Source organism: Rhizobium sp. BT03 (genome assembly GCF_030053155.1).
In the GTDB taxonomy this organism is placed as follows: Bacteria; Pseudomonadota; Alphaproteobacteria; order Rhizobiales; family Rhizobiaceae; genus Rhizobium.
Genome location: NZ_CP125640.1, coordinates 169,157 through 187,377, shown reverse-complemented (window position 1 = coordinate 187,377; position 18,221 = coordinate 169,157). Strand labels below are relative to the sequence as shown.

Genomic DNA, 18,221 nt, shown 5'->3' with positions numbered 1-18,221 from the left:
CGCCACGCCGCTATGGGTGGAGCACTGGGCCACCAGCACGCGGAATAGGAGCAGATTTAAAAGAGCAGCCATGGATTCACTGAATCGCGCTCGTGTTCAGTCGCGACCCTGTAATAGGTACGCATGTCGTCGCGCTCTTTTTCGTAAGTCCACTTCAAGCCCCATCTGCATTCGTCCGTCATGCACTCACGGCTTTTCGATTCGAACATATCGAGTTGAAATGCCTCGCCATTGATTTCGCCGGTGATCGAGCCGGTTTTCCCCTTATCCTTCGATATGAGTTCAAACGCGCCTGCTCGACCATCCAGACAGTAGATCTTCCCGCGATAGGTTCGCTCGCCGGTCTCCAGCTTCCAGAAATTTGTCTTCACCTGCGACACGCTGTAGCGACCCTTGCATTGCTGCCTTTCGGCCGAGCCGATCTCAATCGTTCCCCCCATCTGCTCACTCTCGTTACTTGCGATCACCTTTCCGAGCACCGGAGTACCCGTTGCGAGGTAGCTTCCCTCGACACTACGGACAAAAAGATATGAACATCCTGCGAGCGTGAAACCCATTGCCACCACGGAGCCGGCGATCGTCAAACCACGCAGCGTCCACGCGCATCTCAAGACAGCCAGCAAGTCTATAACTCCAGGTTCATCTTCATGTTTGCGGATGCCAAAAGAGCTGGTTGGAGCAGTGGGCGACCAGTCGTTACCAGCCGGAATAGCACTGATATTCAGGTCACAATATTTCCCCACAATTAAGAAGATGAATAAATGCCACAGCTCATCCTGAAATAGAATACCCCGTCCGCTTCGGCGAGGTGCACGGAACCGGAGGCAGCTGCTGCAATCAAACCTTGGCAGTCCCCCAATCACCCACCTCTCAAAAGCGTGCGCATCAGCAATTAGAAGATGAGGTTTGGCGCGACGTTGTCACGCACACTTTGACGTGCAATTCTGCCGAATAAGCTTTTCGATAGGTGACGCATGCCTGTAGAAACTCTTCCGTCTCCACCTTGGTGGAGAGTAGCGATTGCGTTGATCGTGGTTCCCTTAATCGCGTCCTTCGCATACGCTCTTTACAGCCCACTGTATCAGGGCCTGCCGGAAATGACCGAGCGCGCTATCCGAACAACTCAGGGAGTCGCGCTCATTGGTGCGTATCCGCCAACTGCTGTGTTGGGGATTCCATTGCTATTCTACTTCAGGCGACGTGTAGGGCCGTTGCCGCTGCCATACCTGGAAAGCAAAGCATCAGTACAAGAACTATTTGCATACGGAGTCGCATAGCTAAAATTACAGGCATATTCGGCATCGATTTCCCCATCGTATGGCCAATGCCTATTTCAGAAGGGTTGTGTGAGGCTTTATGATGATGCCTGACCACCCCATCATAAATGGTATGATTGGAAAGCTTTGGACCCGGTTAGTGATCACCGGATTCCTGCTGTTTTGTCCTGTGCCGCTAAGCATCCCACTGCTATGGCTAACTGCGTGAGAGAATGAGTCTCCGCACTGCCGCTTGCCTATTGACCGTCACGGGATCGGAGTTCAAGGATCAACGTTCCGGAAACTAGCTTGTCGATTGTTTCCTTGCTTTCAGTCCGCGTGGCATCTGAAGGAATTGGAATCTGGAGCGGTTTTCCGACAAATAGAAGCGGGTCCATGATATGCGGCGATGAGACAACATTTCCGTTGAGCAGGACATCTATGTCCTTACCGACTTGACGTCGGGTGAATTTAGACAACTCCTTAGAGCTGGCCAGCGTAAGAGTTAGCACAATTTGGTCGCCCATGTTGAACGGCGCGACCTCTCCGCCGGCGACCAATATTTTGACCGTTTCTGCAGCGGCCGAACTCACCCATGCGACTGAGCACGAAAAGACGAGTGTGGCTATAATTGCTTTCATTCCATTTTTCGCTGCAGTTTTGATCATGGCTTTCCCGACCTTGCTTGATACGCAACGTCTACAGTGAAGCCGCAAAGCCGTCACCCCACCGCCCCATCATCAAATTGCGGTGCGCCGCTCTCAAGAGCTCGCCGGGAAATACCTGACATAGGCAAATTCGTCACCGTCTGGTGACCAGCAGGGCACATTGATCGTGCCCTGCCCGCCGAACAGCTCGAACAGCGTCTTCAGATTGCCGCCATCCATGTCCATCAGCCGCAGCCGCACGTCGAGGTCGCGCGGATGGTCGAAAACCGAGGGGTCGTAGGACAGGATCAGCACCTTGTCGTTCCTGGGCGACGGATGGGCGAACCAGTTGCCCTGATTGTCCGACGTCACCTGCTCCAGCCCGCTGCCATCGGGATGGATGCGCCAGATCTGCATCAGCCCGGTGCGGCTGGAATTGAAATAGATCCATTGCCCGTCGGCAGAATAATCCGGCCCGTCATTGCGGCCCTCGCCATGCGTCAACCGCGTCTCGGCGCCGCCGTCGACGGAGATCGTATAGATATCGAAGAGATCGTCGCGGATGCCGCAATAGGCAAGCTGGCGGCCATCCGGCGACCAGCCATGCCAGTAGGACGGTGCGTTCTCGGTCACGAGCCGCGGCGTGCCGCCCTCGATCGGCAGGACATAGATCGTCGACTTGCCGAATTCGGTCTTGTCAGAGATGACGATCTCGGTGCCGTCGGGCGAAATACCGTGATCATTGTTGCAGTTGACGGCAAAGCCGGTATCGACCTTGCTGACTTCGCCGCCATTGAGCGGCAGCCGGTAGAGCAGCCCGTCGCCGTTCAGGAGCAGGTAGGAACCGTCAGGCGCGAAGTTCGGCGCCTCCACGAGCATGTCCGTCTGCCAGACCTCGCGGGCTCTGCCCGTCCTGACATTATAGATCTCGACCGAGCTGCGCATGTTTCCTCCCGATATTCCGATCGCTTCAGTGATCCCGATCGCGCCAGTGATCCCGATCGCTTCAGTCCCGATCCCGGAAACGGTTGGTGATGGGATAGCGCCGGTCGCGGCCGAAATTCTTCTTGGTGATCTTCACGCCCGGCGCCGATTGCCGGCGCTTGTATTCGGCGAGATAGAGCAGGTGCTCGACGCGATGGACGGTTGCCACGTCATGGCCGCGTGCGACGATCTCTTCGACCGCCATCTCCTTCTCCACCAGGCATTCGAGAATATCGTCGAGAACAGGATAGGGCGGCAGCGAATCCTGATCCTTCTGGTCGGGACGCAGTTCGGCCGACGGCGCCTTGTCGATGATATTTCTCGGGATTACCTCGCCCGACGGCCCCAGCGCACCCGGCGGCACATTCTCGTTGCGCCAGCGGGCCAGCGCATAGACCTGCATCTTGTAGAGGTCCTTGATCGGATTGAAGCCGCCGTTCATGTCGCCATAAAGCGTGGCGTAGCCGACCGACATTTCCGACTTGTTGCCGGTCGTCACCACCATCGAGCCGAACTTGTTGGAGATCGCCATCAGGATGACGCCGCGCGCCCGGCTCTGCAGGTTTTCCTCGGTGATGCCGCTATCCGTGCCCGCGAAGAGATCGGACAGCGCACTGCTGAAGCCCGTCACCGGTTGCTCGATCGGCACGATATCGTAACGGCAGCCGAGCGCCTTGGCGCAATCGGCCGCGTCCTTCAGCGAATCTTCCGATGTGTAGCGGTAGGGCAGCATGACGGTGCGCACCCGCTCCTCGCCCAGCGCATCGACGGCGATTGCCGTGCAGATCGCCGAGTCGATGCCGCCGGAAAGGCCGAGCACCACCGTCTTGAAGCCGTTCTTATTGACGTAGTCGCGGAAGCCGAGCAGGCAGGCGCGGTAGTCGGCCTCCTCGCCTTCAGGAATATGTGCCATCGGCCCTTCGGCGCAGTGCCAGCCGGCCCCACCGCGCTTCCATGTCGTCACCGCCAGCGCCGTCTCGAACTGGCTCATCTGGAAGGCCAGCGACCTGTCGGCGTTGAAGGCGAAACTCGCGCCGTCGAACACCAGTTCGTCCTGGCCGCCGAGCTGGGCGGCGTAGACCAGCGGCAGGCCGGTCTCGATCACCTGCTTCAGCACAACCTGATGGCGGATATCGACCTTGCCGCGATAATAGGGCGAACCGTTCGGCGACAGCAGAATTTCGGCTCCGCTTTCGGCCAGCGTCTCGCAGACGCCGAGATCGCCCCAGATATCTTCGCAGATCGGAATGCCGATGCGCACGCCGCGGAAATTCACCGGCCCCGGCATGGCGCCCTGGTTGAAGACGCGCTTTTCGTCGAACTCGCCGTAGTTCGGCAGATCGATCTTGTCGCGCACCGCGATCACCTTGCCGCCGTCGAGCACGGCGACGGAATTATAACGTCCCGTCTCGTCCTGCCGGGGAAAACCGATGAGAACGCCCGGCCCGCCATCGGCGGTATCGGCCGCCAGGCTCTCGACCGCTTTCCAGCAGGCCCGGATGAAGGCCGGCTTCAGCACCAGGTCCTCAGGCGGATAGCCGGAAATGAAAAGCTCGGTCAGGACGAGCAGATGCGCGCCTTCGCGAGCCGCATCGGCGCGCGCTTCGCGTGCCTTGACGAGATTGCCGGCGACATCGCCGACTGTCGGATTGAGCTGCCCGATGGCGATGCGGAAGATATCAGAAAGAGCGTTTTCCTGTGTCATGTCATTTATTTAGCCTGCAGCTTCCGCGACCGCAACATGTCCCGCGGCAAAAGCCGCACCTTGTGGTGACGAAATTTTTGTGAACGGACGCGCGACGGTCTCGCGGCATAGACACGCATTGCAATTTGCCGGAGGAGCGGAATACTGCCCGGAAAGCGACTGCATCGATAACGGGCACCGGAAACAGGCCATGTCTAATCTTTCGAACTTCATGCACCATCATTTCGACAAGCCGGCCGAAGAACTCGGCGATATCGAAAAACGCGTGCTGGCGAAGGCGCACGCGCGCAAGGTCATCTCGACCGATATCAACGCCGCCCTTTCCGCCGAGGCCTCGTTCGGTGAGCGCGTCGCCGATGGAATCGCCCGCGTCGGCGGTTCCTGGTCGTTCATCCTCGCCTTCCTGGCCTTCCTTGTCGTCTGGACGCTGATTAACACCATCATCCTGGCGACTGGCGCTTTCGACCCCTACCCCTTTGTTTTCCTCAACCTGATCCTGTCGATGCTCGCCGCCATCCAGGCGCCGATCATCATGATGTCGCAGAACCGCCAGGCCGAACGCGACCGCTTCGAGGCCGCCAAGGACTACGAAGTCAATCTCAAGGCCGAGCTCGAGGTGCTCTCCCTGCACCAGAAGATCGACATGCGCGTGCTGACCGAACTGACGGCGCTTCGCGAGGACGTCGCCCGCCTCAGCGCCGAGCTTGCCGCCAGGGGCTAAACGGGAAACCTGTCATATTGCGGCAGGCCATCCGTGATCTCATAGAAATCACCCTTGTCGGCGCAATAAATGTGATGGCCGAAGGCAAGGCCGCTGGGCTCGTCGAAGCTTCCTGCCATGACGGAAACCTCCGGCGATTGGTCGCCCTGCCAGAACAGCGCCGAACCGCAGTTCGAGCAGAAGCCGCGCTGGGCTTCGGGGCTCGACCGATACCAGCGGATCGCGCCGGCATCTTCCACCGAAAGAGCGGCGCGCGGCACGTTGACCGCCGCATAATAAAACCCTGTCTGCCGGCGGCATTGCGAGCAATGGCAGCCGACGACGGGTCCGGGCTTTGCCCCGATCGAATATCGCACGGCGCCGCAAAGACAGCCGCCTGTATGCCGTTCGGTCATGATCGCTCTCCCCTTTATGACTGGAAATTGCCGCTGATGGCGCCTGCCGTCAAATCCATTCCGTTCAACAAAATCATCAGAAATCTTGAAGGCCGCAGGCCTTGCCGATGCTCGGCTGCTGCGGTCATCGCTGTTGCTTGTCGACAACACCCGCCCCTCTCGTCCATCTCGGCATTGAATCCGCGGCTGTTGTCAGTGATACTGCGGCTCCGATTTCATTCAACCTTTGGGAGACTGACATGAGAGCGACCCTGTCCAAACAGAAAGGAAACATCGCCCACAGGGACATTCTGCCTCATGAATATTCGGTTCTCCCGCGCGAGGAAAAGCTCGCGACGCCATAACGCCTTCCTGAAATTATTCCTGCACGATCCCGCCGTCGACCACGGCCGACGCTGGTCGCGCATGCGAAAATTTCTCTCCTATTATCGCCCGCATCTGCCCTTGCTGCTGGCGGATCTGCTATGCGCCATCCTCGTCGCCGGCACGGCGCTCGCGCTGCCGCTCTGCGCCAATATCGTCACCAGCCGCCTTCTGGCTCTGCCCGACGCCCCTGAGGCCTTTGCCCAGATCCTCGGGATGGGCGGCGTCATGCTGGCCGTCCTAGTGGTCCAGATCGCCGCCATCTTCTTCGTCGACTATCGCGGCCACGTCATGGGCGCCCGCATCGAGGCGACGGTCCGGCAGGAACTGTTCGAGCACTGCCAGAAACTCTCGTTCAGCTTCTACGACCGCCAGCGCACCGGCCAGCTGATGAGCCGCATCACCAATGATTCCTTGTGGCTGGGGGAGCTCTTCCATCATGGCCCCGAGGATCTTTCCATCGCCGTGCTGAAATATGGCGGCGCCATGCTGGTGCTGTTCTTCATCGATCCGCCGCTGGCCGGCGTCATTCTGCTGCTGACGCCGATCGCGGTGATCTATGCGCTCTATTTCAACCGGCGCATGAACCGCGCGCTGGAAGCCAGCAAGCACCAGATCGCCGCGGTCAACGAGCGCGTCGAGGATGCGCTGGCCGGCATCCGCGTCGTCCAGTCCTTCGCCAACGAGGCGCTGGAAAGGGAGCGCTTCGCCGAGCAGAACCGGCGCTTCCTGCAAAGCCGCGCCGACGGCTACCGCAGCGAGGCCTGGTTTTCGGTCGGCACCGAAACCTTCGCACAGCTCGTCACCATATTGGTGATCGTCGTCGGGGGCCTACGCATCCTGGCGGCGGAACTCACCGTCCCGGATATGCTGACCTTCCTGCTCTGCGTTGCCGTGCTCGTCGATCCCGTGCAACGGCTCACCAATTTCGTGCGTCTCTGGCAGGAGGGCTATACCGGCTTCATCAGGGCCATGGAAATCCTGGAGATCGACCCTGATATCACCGATCGCCCGGCCGCCAGGCCGATGCCGACGCCAAGGGGGGAGATCAGTTTCTCCGACGTCGCCTTCGGCTACGAGGCCGATGGCCCGCGCGTGCTGGAGCGGCTGTCCCTCACCATCGCGCCCGGCGAGTTCGTTGCCCTCGTCGGTCCTTCAGGGGTCGGCAAGAGCACGCTTTGTGCGCTCATACCGCGCTTCTACGATATCGGGGCCGGGGCGATCCGCATCGACGGCACCGATATAAGAGACGTGACGCTGGCCTCGCTCCGGCGCCATGTCGGGGTTGTGCAGCAGGATGTCTATCTCTTTGCCGGCACCGTGGCGGAGAACCTGCGCTATGGCAGGCCCGACGCCAGCGATGTGGAGCTGGAAGCAGCGGCCCGCGCTGCCAATGCGCACGATTTCATCATGGCCCTGCCCCAGGGTTATGACACCGATATCGGCCAACGCGGCGTCAAGCTCTCCGGCGGCCAGCGCCAGCGCATCACCATCGCCCGCGCCTTCCTCAAAGATCCGGAGATCCTGATCTTCGACGAGGCGACCAGCGCGCTCGACAACGAAAGCGAACGGGCGGTGCAGCAGGCGCTGCTCAGTCTCGCAAACGGCCGGACTACCCTGGTCATCGCCCATCGCCTGTCAACCGTCCGCCATGCCGACCGCATCCTGGTGCTGACGGCTGACGGGATCGTTGAACAGGGCACGCATGAGGATTTGATGGCGCAAGGCGGCGTTTACGCGAACCTGCATAGCGTCCAGGCCAGCATTTGAGTGCTCGACAGTGGAGACGCAAGTGGGATTTTAAACGTCACAGAGCAGCTCGACTCGGGAGGTCGGGCGAAACCAGCCCCTCATCCGGCTGCCGCCACCTTCTCCCCGCTCGCGGGGCGAAGGGACTATGCCGCAACCTCTCCGTCCCTCACCAACGTCTCGCAGGGCAAGTCCCCTCTCCCCGTAAAACGGGGAGAGGGTTAGGGTGAGGGGCAGCTATCCGCACAGCCGGACGGCCATCGCAGAAGTCCATGCCAGGTAGAGAATTAAGCCCAACAAACTGCCCGGCTCTTCTCATCCATATCAACCAGTCTCAGCCGTTGGCGACCATACGCTTCTCGTCGCGACCGCCCTTCATGCGCTCGGCAAGCAGGAAAGCGAGTTCGAGCGCCTGGTCGGAGTTGAGGCGCGGGTCGCAATGGGTGTGGTAGCGGTCCTGCAGGTCTTCTGCGGAAACCGCGCGGGCGCCGCCGGTGCATTCCGTCACGTCCTTGCCGGTCATCTCGATATGGATGCCGCCGGGATGCGTGCCTTCGGCGCGGTGGATCTGGAAGAAGCTTTCGACTTCCGACAGGATCCGCTCGAAAGGACGGGTCTTGTAGTTGTTGAGCGTAATCGTGTTGCCGTGCATCGGGTCGCAGGACCAGACGACCTTGCGGCCCTCGCGCTCGACGGCGCGGATGAGGCGCGGCAGGTTTTCGGCAACCTTCTCATGGCCGAAGCGGCAGATCAGCGTCAGGCGGCCGGCCTCGTTACCAGGATTCAGAATGTCGATCAGCTGCAAGAGATCGTCGGCCTGCAGCGATGGGCCGCACTTGAGGCCGATCGGGTTCTTGATGCCGCGGCAATATTCGATATGCGCATGGTCGGCCTGGCGCGTACGGTCGCCGATCCAGATCATATGGCCCGATGTGGCATACCAGTCGCCCGACGTGGAATCGACGCGGGTCAGCGCCTCCTCGTAGCCGAGCAGCAGCGCCTCATGGCTGGTGAAGAAATCCGTCTCGCGCAGGCTCGGGTGGTTTTCCGAGGTGATGCCGATCGCCTTCATGAAATCCATGGTTTCGCTGATGCGGTCGGCAAGCTTGCGGTAACGCTCGCCCTGCGGGCTGTCCTTGACGAAGCCGAGCATCCACTGATGCACGTTTTCGAGATTGGCGTAGCCGCCCATCGCGAAGGCGCGCAGAAGGTTCAGCGTCGCGGCCGACTGGCGGTAGGCCATCGCCTGGCGTTCCGGGTTCGGAATGCGCGACTCCTCGGTGAACTCGATGCCGTTGATGATGTCGCCGCGATAGGCGGGCAGCGTCACATCGCCCTGCTTTTCGACATTCGACGAACGCGGCTTGGCGAACTGGCCGGCGATGCGGCCGACCTTGACGACCGGCAGCTGCGCGCCGAAGGTCAGCACGACGGCCATCTGCAGGAAGGCGCGGAAGAAGTCGCGAATGTTATCGGCGCCGTGTTCGGCGAAGCTCTCGGCGCAGTCGCCGCCCTGCAACAGGAAACCGTTGCCTTCGGCGACATTGGCGAGATGCTTCTTCAGGCGGCGCGCCTCACCGGCAAAAACCAGCGGCGGATAGCTGGCGAGCGTGGCCTCCGTTGCCGCCAAGGCGGCTGCATCCGGATATTCGGGAACCTGCAGGATCGGTTTCTGCCGCCAGCTGCTCGGGGTCCAATTCTCTGCCATGTCACTTACCTCACTCACATCCGTCCCTGGGATGCACCTATCCTTGATTGCGGCGGCTTATAGACCTTTAGATCGGGCTTGCAAAGGCCAATCGCCCGATGCTCCAAGCCATGCCGCGGCCGTCGGCCGACGCTCGCATATAGGTAGCAAAAATCCCCGCTTCCATCGTTAAACCAGCATATACCACGTCGATTTCCCTATATTTTAGACTTTGAATGTAGAACCGGAAGGAGATTTCAACATCGGGGACATGTCATGGCGATCCTTCCGCCCGGCTTCATAGCGGACCGCTCAGGCAATTTCGGCATCATGACCGCATTGCTGATGGTGCCGCTCCTTGGCATGGCAGGCATGGCGGTGGATTTCGCTCACGCCATGAGCCTGCGCACCCAGCTCTTCGCCGCCGCCGATGCTGCCGCGGTCGGCTCGATCGCCGAAAAATCCGGCGCGGTCGCCGCCGCCATGACCATGAGCGGCAACGGCACCATCTCGCTCGGCAAGACCGACGCCCGCAGCATCTTCCTGTCGCAGGTGTCGGGAGAACTGGCGGACGTGAATGTCGATCTCGGCATCGACGTTACCAAGACCGCCAACAAGCTGAATTCGCAGGTTTCGTTCACGGCGGTCGTGCCGACCACCTTCATGCGCGTTCTCGGCAAGGATTCGATCACCATCTCCGGCACGGCAACGGCCGAATACCTGACCGCGTCTTTCATGGATTTCTACATCCTGCTCGACAACACCCCCTCGATGGGCGTCGGCGCCACCGCGACCGACGTCGCGACGATGGAAAAGAATACCAGCGACAGCTGCGCCTTCGCCTGCCACGAAACTCAGAACAAAAACAATTACTACAATCTCGCCAAGAAGCTCGGCGTCAGCATGCGTATCGACGTCGTGCGCCAGGCGACGAAGGAGCTGACGCTGACCGCGAAGTCGACGCGCGTTTCCGACAACCAGTTCCGCATGGGCGTCTACACCTTCGGCACCAAGGCCGAAGACGCCAAGCTGACCACCATATCCGACCCGACGATCGACCTCGACAAAGTGCGTAGCTATACCGACGCCGTCGATCTGATGACCATTCCCTATCAGGGCTATAACAACGACCAGCAGACGAGCTTCGACAGCGCCCTGACGCAGATGAAAGACATCATCACCACCCCCGGCGACGGCAGCACCGCCGCGTCGCCGCAGAAGATCCTGTTTTTCGTCTCCGACGGCGTCGGCGACAGCGAAAAACCGAAAGGCTGCACGAAAAAACTGAGCGGCAACCGCTGCCAGGAGCCGATCGACACTTCCTTCTGCCAACCGCTGAAGGACAAGGGCATCAGGATTGCGGTGCTCTACACCACCTACCTGCCTCTGCCGAAAAACAGCTGGTACAATACGTGGATCAAGCCCTTCCAGGGCGAAATCCCGACAAGAATGCAGGCATGCGCCTCGCCGGGCCTCTATTTCGAGGTGACGCCGACCGAAGGTATCGCCGATGCGATGAAAGCGCTCTTCCTCAAGGCCATCCGCGCGCCGCGCATCACCAGCTAGTGCATGTCGCCCGGAAGTGTGCAGCGGTTCCGGGATAACGACATGCATCAAAGCAAAAAGCTAAAGCGCGTCGAATGAATCAAGTTTGATGCGACGCGCTTTAAGCGCACACGGAAGGCTCAGACGCGCTGCCCGTCGCGGACCCGATAGCTCGGCGCATACATGGTGACGAGCTCTTCGGCCGCCGTCGGGTGCAGCGCCATGGTCTGGTCGAAGTCGTCCTTGGTGCAGCCGGCCTTCAGCGTGACCCCGAGCAGCTGCGCCATCTCGCCGGCATCGTGGCCAAGGATATGGGCGCCCACCACCTTGCGGCTTGCCGCATCGACGATCAGCTTCATGATCATCCGCTCGGCCCGACCGGAAAGCGTCGCCTTCAGCGGCCGGAACTGCGCCCGGTAAACCTCGAGCTCAGCGTAACGCCTGCCCGCCTCTTCCTCCGAAAGACCGACGGTGCCGATCTCCGGCTGCGAGAAGACGGCGGTCGGGATCAGCTCGTAATCCGGCCGTGTCGGATTGTTCTTGTATTCGGTTTCGATGAAGCACATCGCCTCGTGGATCGCCACCGGCGTCAGCTGTACCCGGTTGGTGACATCGCCAAGCGCGTAAATGTTTTCGACATTGGTGCGGGAATAGTCGTCGACGATAATCGCGCCGCGCTCGTCGACCGCGACGCCGGCCGCATCGAGGCCGAGACCTTCGGTGTTCGGATCGCGCCCGAGCGCCAGCATGACGACGTCGGCCTGCAGCGTGCCGCTGTTCAACGTCTCCAGAACGAGCCCGCCCTCGCCCTTCGAAACCTTCTGCAGCGTGTCGTGGCAGAGGATGCGGATGCCCTTGGCGACCATCGCCTCGTGCAGTCCGCGCCTCAGATCCTCGTCGAAGCGCGACAGGATCTCGGCGCCGCGATAGATCAGCGTCGTCTCGACCCCGAGGCCATGAAAAATATTGGCGAACTCGACGGCGATATAACCGCCGCCGGCGATGACGATCGATTTCGGCAGCTCTTCGAGATGAAAGGCCTCGTTGGAGGAAATACAGAACTCGTGGCCGGGAAGGGCTGCATGCGGGTTCGGCTGCCCGCCTGTGGCGATCACGATCGTCTTTGCCGTTACAGTCTGGCCCGTTTTCACAAGCCGCACCGTATGAGCGTCGACGAGTTCGGCACGCGTTTCCAGGATCTCGGCATTGGCGCCGGCGAGCCCTTTCTTGTAGAGGCCTTCCAGCCGGGCAATTTCGGCATCCTTGGCCGCCACCAGCTTCTTCCAGTCGAAGCTGCTTTCGCCGACCGTCCAGCCGAAGCCGGCCGCATCCTCGAAATGCTCATGGAACTGCGAGGCATAGACGAAGAGTTTCTTCGGCACACAGCCGCGAATGACGCATGTGCCGCCGTAGCGGTACTCCTCGGCGATCGCCACCTTTTTGCCGAGCGAGGCGGCAACACGCGCGCCGCGCACGCCTCCGGAACCGCCGCCGATGACGAAGAGGTCGTAGTCGTAGGAAGACATGAGGAGCTCCGGAAGGGAATCGCAGGAAGGATGTTCCTGATATAGAGCCTTTCCTGGTTAGATTGAAGCATTCTGCCGGAGCAGGTTTTCGTCAGGGCAGAGGCGATTGGCGACGGGCATACCCCAGGTACGGCCGAGCCGATCGCCTCTGATCCTGGCGGAAAGATGCCCGGCCCTCCGGCCACACCGCTTCGCCGCGGCGAAGCGATCAGTGCGGCCGGCGCTTTAGAGTCTTGCAGATTTGCTTGGCAAATCTGCGGGAGGGTTGGCTGAAACGGGCCGGCTGATCGACCGGCCGGCTTGGCCGTAGAGCTGGGCTACGACGCGCGCCGGCCGGTCGACCATCCGACTCCGTTTGAGCCAACAGAATGCTTCAATCTAACCAGGAAAGGCTCTAGGGGCGATCGCCGTGAAAACAAAAGCCCGCAGCTGCATCATGCCGTTCCCTTCGCCCGAATCTTCGCGGCAAACGGTTGACCCGGCTGCCTGAGGCTGGCAGGCAAATCCACGCAGTAAAAAAGAAGCCGGAGCAAACGATGGATCAAACTCTCTTCGCCAAGCTGTGCAAGGCCGGCAAATTCAAGGAAGCGCTCGGCCTCGCCACCCAAGGTCACGAGAACGAAAAATACGCGCCGAGCCGCTTCGCGATGGACAAGAAAACGGGACTGCCGATCTTCTACCGCGGCAACAAGCGCGTCGAGCCGGATGAAACGGGCGTGTGGCAATTGGCCAAGAGCTCGAAGGATTGGGGCTGAGCGTCCGGCGTATCTGGGATGCGCATCCCTTGGCGGTTGCCGCTTTCAACCGGTGATGCGGAAATCCGTCGGCATTTTCTCAAACTGGGTCGGTTCCGTCTCGACGCCGGAAACCGATGCTCCCGCAGGCCCGCGGCCGAACCGCTCGATCATTGTCGAGACGGCGGTATCGGGTCCTGCGATCAAGGCGGCGACAGATCCGTCCCCCTCATTGCGCACCCAGCCTGTAAGCCCGAGCCGCAACGCCTCATCGCGCGTCCACATGCGAAACCCGACACCTTGAACCCTGCCAGATACCCGCACTCGCACAGCCTCGTAATGAGCGGACATGTTGCCTCACCAAAAGCCTCATCGGTATTTCGGCATCGATCATAGCAAAAAAGCCCGGGCGATGCCGGGCTTTTGTAAATCCGCTGAGGCAGGCTTTACTTCTGGGCAGCCGGAGCCGGTGCCGGTGCCGGAGCCACCGGGCTGTCGGTTGCCGGCGGCGGCGCCTTGATGACCTTGGAGAGTTCGGCATTGCTCTGCTTTTCCAGGTCGCGGGAAATGCCCTGCGCCCAGATGTCGGCGGCCTTCGCCGTTTCGCGCGAGGCGACCGGGCCGTCGCGCAGCAGCTTCTTGCCGACGTCGGAATTGTAGAAGTCGGCGATCGCCTTCAGTTCGTCGGCGGTAAAGGTCTTGGCATAGGTGAGAGCCGCCTCCTTCTCCAGATCGCCGCGGCGCGGCGCCAGCGCCAGCGCCTGCGCGTCGACCGTCGCCGAAATGATGTCCTGGTAGTTCGGCGAATCCTGGATCAGGCCGGCCTTCAGGCGCTCGGCAAGACCGGGCAGGATGTTGTCGAACTGGGCGGTGGCGCCGATGGCGTCGATCGCCGCGCGAGACGCCTTCAGCTGCTCCTCGGAGACCTCCTGCGCCTTGACGGCGGAGCCGAAGGCAAGCCCGGAAAGAACGATGGTCGCAGCGGCAAAACGGCCAAGACCTGCAATGTTCATCATGAGTGTATGCTCCTGTTATCTGTTTGCCTGCAGCGTGCGCGCACCCGCAGGACCGGCAATGATCGCAAGTGCCGCCATATTGATAAAGAGCCCGTGTTCGACGACGCCGGGTATGGAATTCAGCTCGCTCGAAAGCGCCTCTGCATCAGGAATGCGGCCAAAAGATGCATCGATGATGTGATGGCCGCCGTCCGTGGTAAACTCTCCGTCACCGGATTGGCGCAGGCTGAGTTCGCCGGAAAGGCCGAGCCGGGCCGCGACCTTTTCGATCGCGATCCGTGTCGAGACGAGCCCGAACGGATTGACTTCGATCGGCAGCGCGTAGGCGCCGAGCGTGTCGACCAGCTTGCTCTCGTCGGCAATGACGATCATCCGCTCGGAAGCGGCCGCGACGATCTTTTCGCGCAGCAGCGCGCCGCCGCCGCCCTTGATCAATCTGAGCGCCGGATCCACCTCGTCGGCGCCGTCGATCGTCAGATCGAGTGCCGGCAGTTCATCGAGCGACTTCAGCGGCACGCCGAGTTCGACGCAAAGCCGCGCCGTTCTTTCAGACGTCGGAACGCCTTCGACCCTGAAGCCGCCTGCGACCTTCTCCGCCAGCAGACGAACGAATTCTTCCGCCGTACTGCCTGTGCCGATGCCGAGGCGCATTCCGTCTTCGACATGGGCGAGTGCGGCCGCGGCGGCCTTGATCTTCATTTCGCGGGCATCCATGCGCCGCCAACTCCGAATTATTGCGTTGGATGTGCTGTTTACACGGCTCGCCTGGCAAACGAAAGTCAAAATCATCACGGAAAATGAAAAGCCGAAACAAATGCCTGCGGCCCTTCCGGCCGGCATCCTAACGTTGCTTTCCGCCGCGTGATCGCCTACCTCAGAAACGATTGCGCAAAGAGGAAAACCCTTGACCCCTTCCCCTGTCCGCCCGGCACTGATCGTCTTCGATCTCGACGGCACCCTTCTCGACACCCATACGGATCTGGTCGAGAGCCTGAACCACACGATCGCAGCCCTTGGCCTCGAGCCGGTGAGCTATGACGACCTCACCCATCTCGTCGGCCATGGCGCGCGCGTGATGATCGAGCGCGCCTGCCGGCTGCGCGGCCATCCGCTCGAAAGCGACGCCCTGCCGCCGCTGGTCGAGCGCTTCGTCGCCCATTATGCCGGCAACATGCCCGGCCGTACCGAGCCCTATCCCGGCCTCGTCGCGGCGATGGACCGGCTTAAAGCTGCCGGTTACCGCCTCGCCGTCTGCACCAACAAGATGGAAAGCCTGGCGCTCGGCCTGCTCGAGAAACTCGACCTCGTCAGCTATTTCGACGCCATATCAGGCGGCGACAGCTTCCCCGTGCGCAAGCCCGACGCCCGCCACCTTACCGGCACCATCGACCGCGCCGACGGCGACATCACCCGCACCGTGATGATCGGCGACAGCATCAACGACATCGCCGTCGCCAGGAATGCCGGCGTGCCGTCGATCGCCGTGCCTTTCGGCTATTCCGACGTGCCGGTCTCCAACCTCGATCCGGATGTCATCATCACCCATTACGACGAGCTGACGCCTGACCTGGTGGAGAGGCTGTTGCGGGAATATACGGAGAAAGTCGCGGTCTGAGGAGACCACTCATCTCTCCTCTCCCCCCATTCCTGTGCTCGTCACAGGAATCCAGCCGGCCTGCGTCCGCAAGCCGAAAAGACTCTTAAATTGAGACCAGTATCCGTTACTTGAAGAGGACATTGCTCCTGCAATCGACGGGGCCGCAATTCCCCGCCGCGTAGACACGCGGCTGCTGGATTCCTGTGACGAGCACAGGAATGAGGGAGGAGTTCGTGGCGCCGATCTGCCAAACGCAACAGTCCCATACTCCCACCCCAAAAACAAAACGGGCGGCCCGAAGACCGCCCATTCGATAACCCGCTAAACCTTACGTCAAATCTGCGCCCCACGCGCCTTTGTCGTCGCGTCGAAAGCCTTGTCGACATAGCCATCGCGGCCATAGACGTCGTCGAAATATTCCACCACGCCGTCCTTGTTCGGCCAGGCGGTGAAGTAGGAGACGTAGACCGGGATCTTCTGCGGCACCTTCACCGCATGGTTCTGACCGCTGGCGATCTGCTTGGCGACGTCGTCGACCGACGTGCCGAGCACGGCGGCCGCCATTGCGCGCGGATTGGAAAGGCGCACGCAGCCGTGGCTCAGAGCCCGCATGTCGCGCTTGAAGAAGCTCTTAGAAGGCGTGTCGTGCATGTAGATCGCGTGGCTGTTCGGGAACAGGATCTTCAGTTCGCCGAGCGCATTGTCGCTGCTCGGCGGCTGGCGCACCGAGACGTTATTGGTCGAGCCGTACCAGTCGACGCTCGACGAGGCGACGGCATGGCCGTTCACTTCGACTTCATAGCCGAGCTGGTCGAGATAGTTCGGATCCGAACGCAGCTTCGGCAGCATCTCGTTGATGATGATCGACTGCGGCACGCCCCAGAACGGGTTGAACTCCACCGTCTCGATCTCGTCGTCGAAGAAATAGGTCTGGTTGTTCTTGCCGCCGACAACGACGCGCATCGACAGCTGTTCCTTGCCGTCATTGTGGTAGTAGGCCATGAAGGCCGGCTGGTTGATCATCACGTAGCGTGAACCGAGATCCTCCGGCAGCCAGCGCGCCTGCTCCATGGCGACATCGAGCTTGTCGATCTTCGAGGCATTGGTATCGCCGCCGGTCATGGCGCGCACGGTCGCCTGGCCGATGACACCATCGGCCTTCAGTCCGCGCTCCTTCTGGAAAGCCTCGACCAGCGCGACGATATCCGGCGAATAGTCGATGCCGCCGGCATAAGCGGCAAGTGTTGCCGCGTGATCGGTCTTCAGCGTTTCGGAACCGTGCTTGCCGATCGCCTTGACGATGTTGGCAATCTCCGGGGAGCTGTCGCCGGGCTTCAGCAGCCCGCTGAGCGAAATGACGATCTGCTCCTCATTGCCGCCATCGGCGGCGCGGAGCTTGGCAAGCTCCGCTTTCAGCGCCTCGAACTGCGGACCATCGGGTGAGCGGCTGGCGATATAGGCGCCGGCATCGGGGCTCATACGGGCAAGCTTCAGCACCGGCGTCAGATTGACCACCTTGCGCTGGAAGTCGTGATAACCGGAAATCTTGTTCGGATCGATACGGCCGCGCACCGTATCCTGCACGAAGGCCAGCACCTTGGCCGAGAGGTCGAGCTCGAACTGCGTCAGCGCCCGGTCGCGGGCGGCGGGATCGGGATTGGCAGGATCGATATCCGGCGTCTGAACGGCGTAATCGGCCGGGTCGAGACCGACGGAAGCCACATCGGCAAGTGCCGCCATCGCCGACTTGGCGCGATCATTGACCTGGTTGCCCTCGACCCAGACGAGCGGATTTCGGCTGTCGCCATAATAGGCTTCGAGCGCCTTTGCGACATCAGCATTGGCGCGCACCTTGGCCTGCGCCAGGAAACGGCGCTGCACGGCGGGTTCGGCGCCGGCATCGCCGCTTGCCGACACATCGGCGACCGCGCCGGTGACGACAGGATCGGCAAACTTGCTGGTGTCGACGAACTGCAGCGTCTCGGTCTTATAGGTATAATAACGCGGGCCGCTCACCTTCGGCAGCGGCGCCTCAGGATCGAGCCCGCCCAGCGAGCCGCCGTCGGCGCCGCGCGGCACCGGACGGCCGGGCGCCTGATCCATGAAGATGGTGCTTTGGGTCCGCTGCCTGTCGCCGCGCAGCATGTCCATCAAAGTATAAGCATGCGCGGGTGCGGCACTCATAACCGCCACGCCGCAGGAAATTGCCAATGCGGATGCCGCGCTTTTCAAAACGAACGTCATATATCTTCCAGTCCCGGTGTCATGCTGTTCTCAGCTCAAATCCCGCGAAACT

The 18,221-nt window shown here is 61.1% G+C and carries 17 protein-coding genes; 6 read left to right on the top strand and 11 right to left on the bottom strand.

The genetic code is table 11. The annotated features are described in order from the left end of the window. Positions 1–56 precede the first annotated feature (56 nt). From QMO80_RS00945 to QMO80_RS00930, 4 genes are all read right to left on the bottom strand, one after another. Entirely contained in the window at positions 57–623 is a 567-nt protein-coding gene (locus tag QMO80_RS00945; protein WP_283198503.1) for a hypothetical protein, read from the bottom strand. An 890-nt stretch (positions 624–1,513) separates the two neighbouring features. After that, positions 1,514–1,924 carry a hypothetical protein gene (locus QMO80_RS00940; protein ID WP_283198502.1) on the bottom strand — a complete coding sequence of 137 codons (411 nt, stop codon included), beginning with the start codon at positions 1,922–1,924 and terminating at the stop codon, positions 1,514–1,516. 93 nt (positions 1,925–2,017) lie between these two features. Beyond that, a complete protein-coding gene (locus QMO80_RS00935; protein ID WP_283198501.1) occupies positions 2,018–2,848 on the bottom strand; it encodes a hypothetical protein in 831 nt (276 codons plus the stop codon). A gap of 61 nt (positions 2,849–2,909) precedes the next feature. Continuing rightward, positions 2,910–4,592: an NAD+ synthase gene (locus tag QMO80_RS00930; protein ID WP_283198500.1), complete on the bottom strand. Its 1,683-nt coding sequence runs from the start codon at positions 4,590–4,592 to the stop codon at positions 2,910–2,912. Between the two features lie 190 nt (positions 4,593–4,782). Here QMO80_RS00930 and QMO80_RS00925 point away from each other — a divergent pair, with 190 nt between their 5' ends. Continuing rightward, positions 4,783–5,313 (top strand): DUF1003 domain-containing protein, encoded by a 531-nt coding sequence (locus QMO80_RS00925; RefSeq protein ID WP_283198499.1) that lies wholly within the window; start codon positions 4,783–4,785, stop codon positions 5,311–5,313. Here the strand turns inward: QMO80_RS00925 and QMO80_RS00920 are convergent. Beyond that, positions 5,310–5,708 carry a GFA family protein gene (locus tag QMO80_RS00920; protein ID WP_283198498.1) on the bottom strand — a complete coding sequence of 133 codons (399 nt, stop codon included), beginning with the start codon at positions 5,706–5,708 and terminating at the stop codon, positions 5,310–5,312. The two genes, QMO80_RS00925 and QMO80_RS00920, sit on opposite strands and share 4 nt — an antisense overlap. A gap of 297 nt (positions 5,709–6,005) precedes the next feature. Between QMO80_RS00920 and QMO80_RS00915 the strand changes: the two genes are divergently transcribed. Beyond that, positions 6,006–7,841, top strand: a complete 1,836-nt coding sequence (locus tag QMO80_RS00915) for an ABC transporter ATP-binding protein (RefSeq protein WP_283198497.1) — start codon at positions 6,006–6,008, stop codon at positions 7,839–7,841. Between the two features lie 313 nt (positions 7,842–8,154). Here QMO80_RS00915 and QMO80_RS00910 read toward each other — a convergent pair whose 3' ends face one another. After that, positions 8,155–9,528, bottom strand: coding sequence for a class II 3-deoxy-7-phosphoheptulonate synthase (locus QMO80_RS00910; protein WP_283198496.1), 1,374 nt, complete (start codon positions 9,526–9,528; stop codon positions 8,155–8,157). Between the two features lie 255 nt (positions 9,529–9,783). Here QMO80_RS00910 and QMO80_RS00905 point away from each other — a divergent pair, with 255 nt between their 5' ends. After that, the gene (locus tag QMO80_RS00905) at positions 9,784–11,073 is read left to right on the top strand and encodes a VWA domain-containing protein (RefSeq protein ID WP_283198495.1); all 1,290 of its coding nucleotides are present in this window, start codon (positions 9,784–9,786) and stop codon (positions 11,071–11,073) included. 119 nt (positions 11,074–11,192) lie between these two features. Here QMO80_RS00905 and gor read toward each other — a convergent pair whose 3' ends face one another. Beyond that, on the bottom strand, positions 11,193–12,578 hold the full coding sequence (gene gor / locus QMO80_RS00900; protein WP_283198494.1) for a glutathione-disulfide reductase: 1,386 nt from the start codon (positions 12,576–12,578) through the stop codon (positions 11,193–11,195). A gap of 536 nt (positions 12,579–13,114) precedes the next feature. Here gor and QMO80_RS00895 point away from each other — a divergent pair. Continuing rightward, entirely contained in the window at positions 13,115–13,333 is a 219-nt protein-coding gene (locus QMO80_RS00895) for a hypothetical protein (RefSeq protein WP_283198493.1), read from the top strand. Positions 13,334–13,378: 45 nt separating this feature from the next. Here QMO80_RS00895 and QMO80_RS00890 read toward each other — a convergent pair whose 3' ends face one another. The 3 genes from QMO80_RS00890 to rpiA all read right to left on the bottom strand — a co-directional run bounded on the left by QMO80_RS00890 (position 13,379) and on the right by rpiA (position 15,042). Then, positions 13,379–13,663: an acylphosphatase gene (locus tag QMO80_RS00890; protein WP_283198492.1), complete on the bottom strand. Its 285-nt coding sequence runs from the start codon at positions 13,661–13,663 to the stop codon at positions 13,379–13,381. Positions 13,664–13,758: 95 nt separating this feature from the next. Beyond that, entirely contained in the window at positions 13,759–14,328 is a 570-nt protein-coding gene (locus QMO80_RS00885; RefSeq protein WP_283198491.1) for a DUF2059 domain-containing protein, read from the bottom strand. 15 nt (positions 14,329–14,343) lie between these two features. After that, a complete protein-coding gene (rpiA, locus tag QMO80_RS00880; RefSeq protein ID WP_003579681.1) occupies positions 14,344–15,042 on the bottom strand; it encodes a ribose-5-phosphate isomerase RpiA in 699 nt (232 codons plus the stop codon). Here rpiA and QMO80_RS00875 point away from each other — a divergent pair. Further along, positions 15,041–15,193, top strand: a complete 153-nt coding sequence (locus QMO80_RS00875; RefSeq protein WP_283198490.1) for a hypothetical protein — start codon at positions 15,041–15,043, stop codon at positions 15,191–15,193. The genes rpiA and QMO80_RS00875 overlap by 2 nt on opposite strands. A gap of 39 nt (positions 15,194–15,232) precedes the next feature. Continuing rightward, positions 15,233–15,943, top strand: coding sequence for an HAD family hydrolase (locus QMO80_RS00870; RefSeq protein WP_283198489.1), 711 nt, complete (start codon positions 15,233–15,235; stop codon positions 15,941–15,943). 315 nt (positions 15,944–16,258) lie between these two features. Here QMO80_RS00870 and QMO80_RS00865 read toward each other — a convergent pair whose 3' ends face one another. Then, a complete protein-coding gene (locus QMO80_RS00865; RefSeq protein ID WP_283198488.1) occupies positions 16,259–18,169 on the bottom strand; it encodes a murein L,D-transpeptidase in 1,911 nt (636 codons plus the stop codon). Positions 18,170–18,221: the final 52 nt, after the last annotated feature.

Excerpts from the sequence above, each read along its gene's own strand:
- QMO80_RS00940 (WP_283198502.1), bottom strand. The coding sequence starts at position 1,924 with ATGATCAAAACTGCAGCGAAAAATGGAATGAAAGCAATTATAGCCACA.
- QMO80_RS00935 (WP_283198501.1), bottom strand. The coding sequence starts at position 2,848 with ATGCGCAGCTCGGTCGAGATCTATAATGTCAGGACGGGCAGAGCCCGC.
- QMO80_RS00930 (WP_283198500.1), bottom strand. The coding sequence starts at position 4,592 with ATGACACAGGAAAACGCTCTTTCTGATATCTTCCGCATCGCCATCGGG.
- QMO80_RS00925 (WP_283198499.1), top strand. The coding sequence starts at position 4,783 with ATGTCTAATCTTTCGAACTTCATGCACCATCATTTCGACAAGCCGGCC.
- QMO80_RS00920 (WP_283198498.1), bottom strand. The coding sequence starts at position 5,708 with ATGACCGAACGGCATACAGGCGGCTGTCTTTGCGGCGCCGTGCGATAT.
- QMO80_RS00915 (WP_283198497.1), top strand. The coding sequence starts at position 6,006 with ATGAATATTCGGTTCTCCCGCGCGAGGAAAAGCTCGCGACGCCATAAC.
- QMO80_RS00910 (WP_283198496.1), bottom strand. The coding sequence starts at position 9,528 with ATGGCAGAGAATTGGACCCCGAGCAGCTGGCGGCAGAAACCGATCCTG.
- QMO80_RS00905 (WP_283198495.1), top strand. The coding sequence starts at position 9,784 with ATGGCGATCCTTCCGCCCGGCTTCATAGCGGACCGCTCAGGCAATTTC.
- gor (WP_283198494.1), bottom strand. The coding sequence starts at position 12,578 with ATGTCTTCCTACGACTACGACCTCTTCGTCATCGGCGGCGGTTCCGGA.
- QMO80_RS00895 (WP_283198493.1), top strand. The coding sequence starts at position 13,115 with ATGGATCAAACTCTCTTCGCCAAGCTGTGCAAGGCCGGCAAATTCAAG.
- QMO80_RS00890 (WP_283198492.1), bottom strand. The coding sequence starts at position 13,663 with ATGTCCGCTCATTACGAGGCTGTGCGAGTGCGGGTATCTGGCAGGGTT.
- QMO80_RS00885 (WP_283198491.1), bottom strand. The coding sequence starts at position 14,328 with ATGATGAACATTGCAGGTCTTGGCCGTTTTGCCGCTGCGACCATCGTT.
- QMO80_RS00875 (WP_283198490.1), top strand. The coding sequence starts at position 15,041 with ATGCGCCGCCAACTCCGAATTATTGCGTTGGATGTGCTGTTTACACGG.
- rpiA (WP_003579681.1), bottom strand. The coding sequence starts at position 15,042 with ATGGATGCCCGCGAAATGAAGATCAAGGCCGCCGCGGCCGCACTCGCC.
- QMO80_RS00865 (WP_283198488.1), bottom strand. The coding sequence starts at position 18,169 with ATGACGTTCGTTTTGAAAAGCGCGGCATCCGCATTGGCAATTTCCTGC.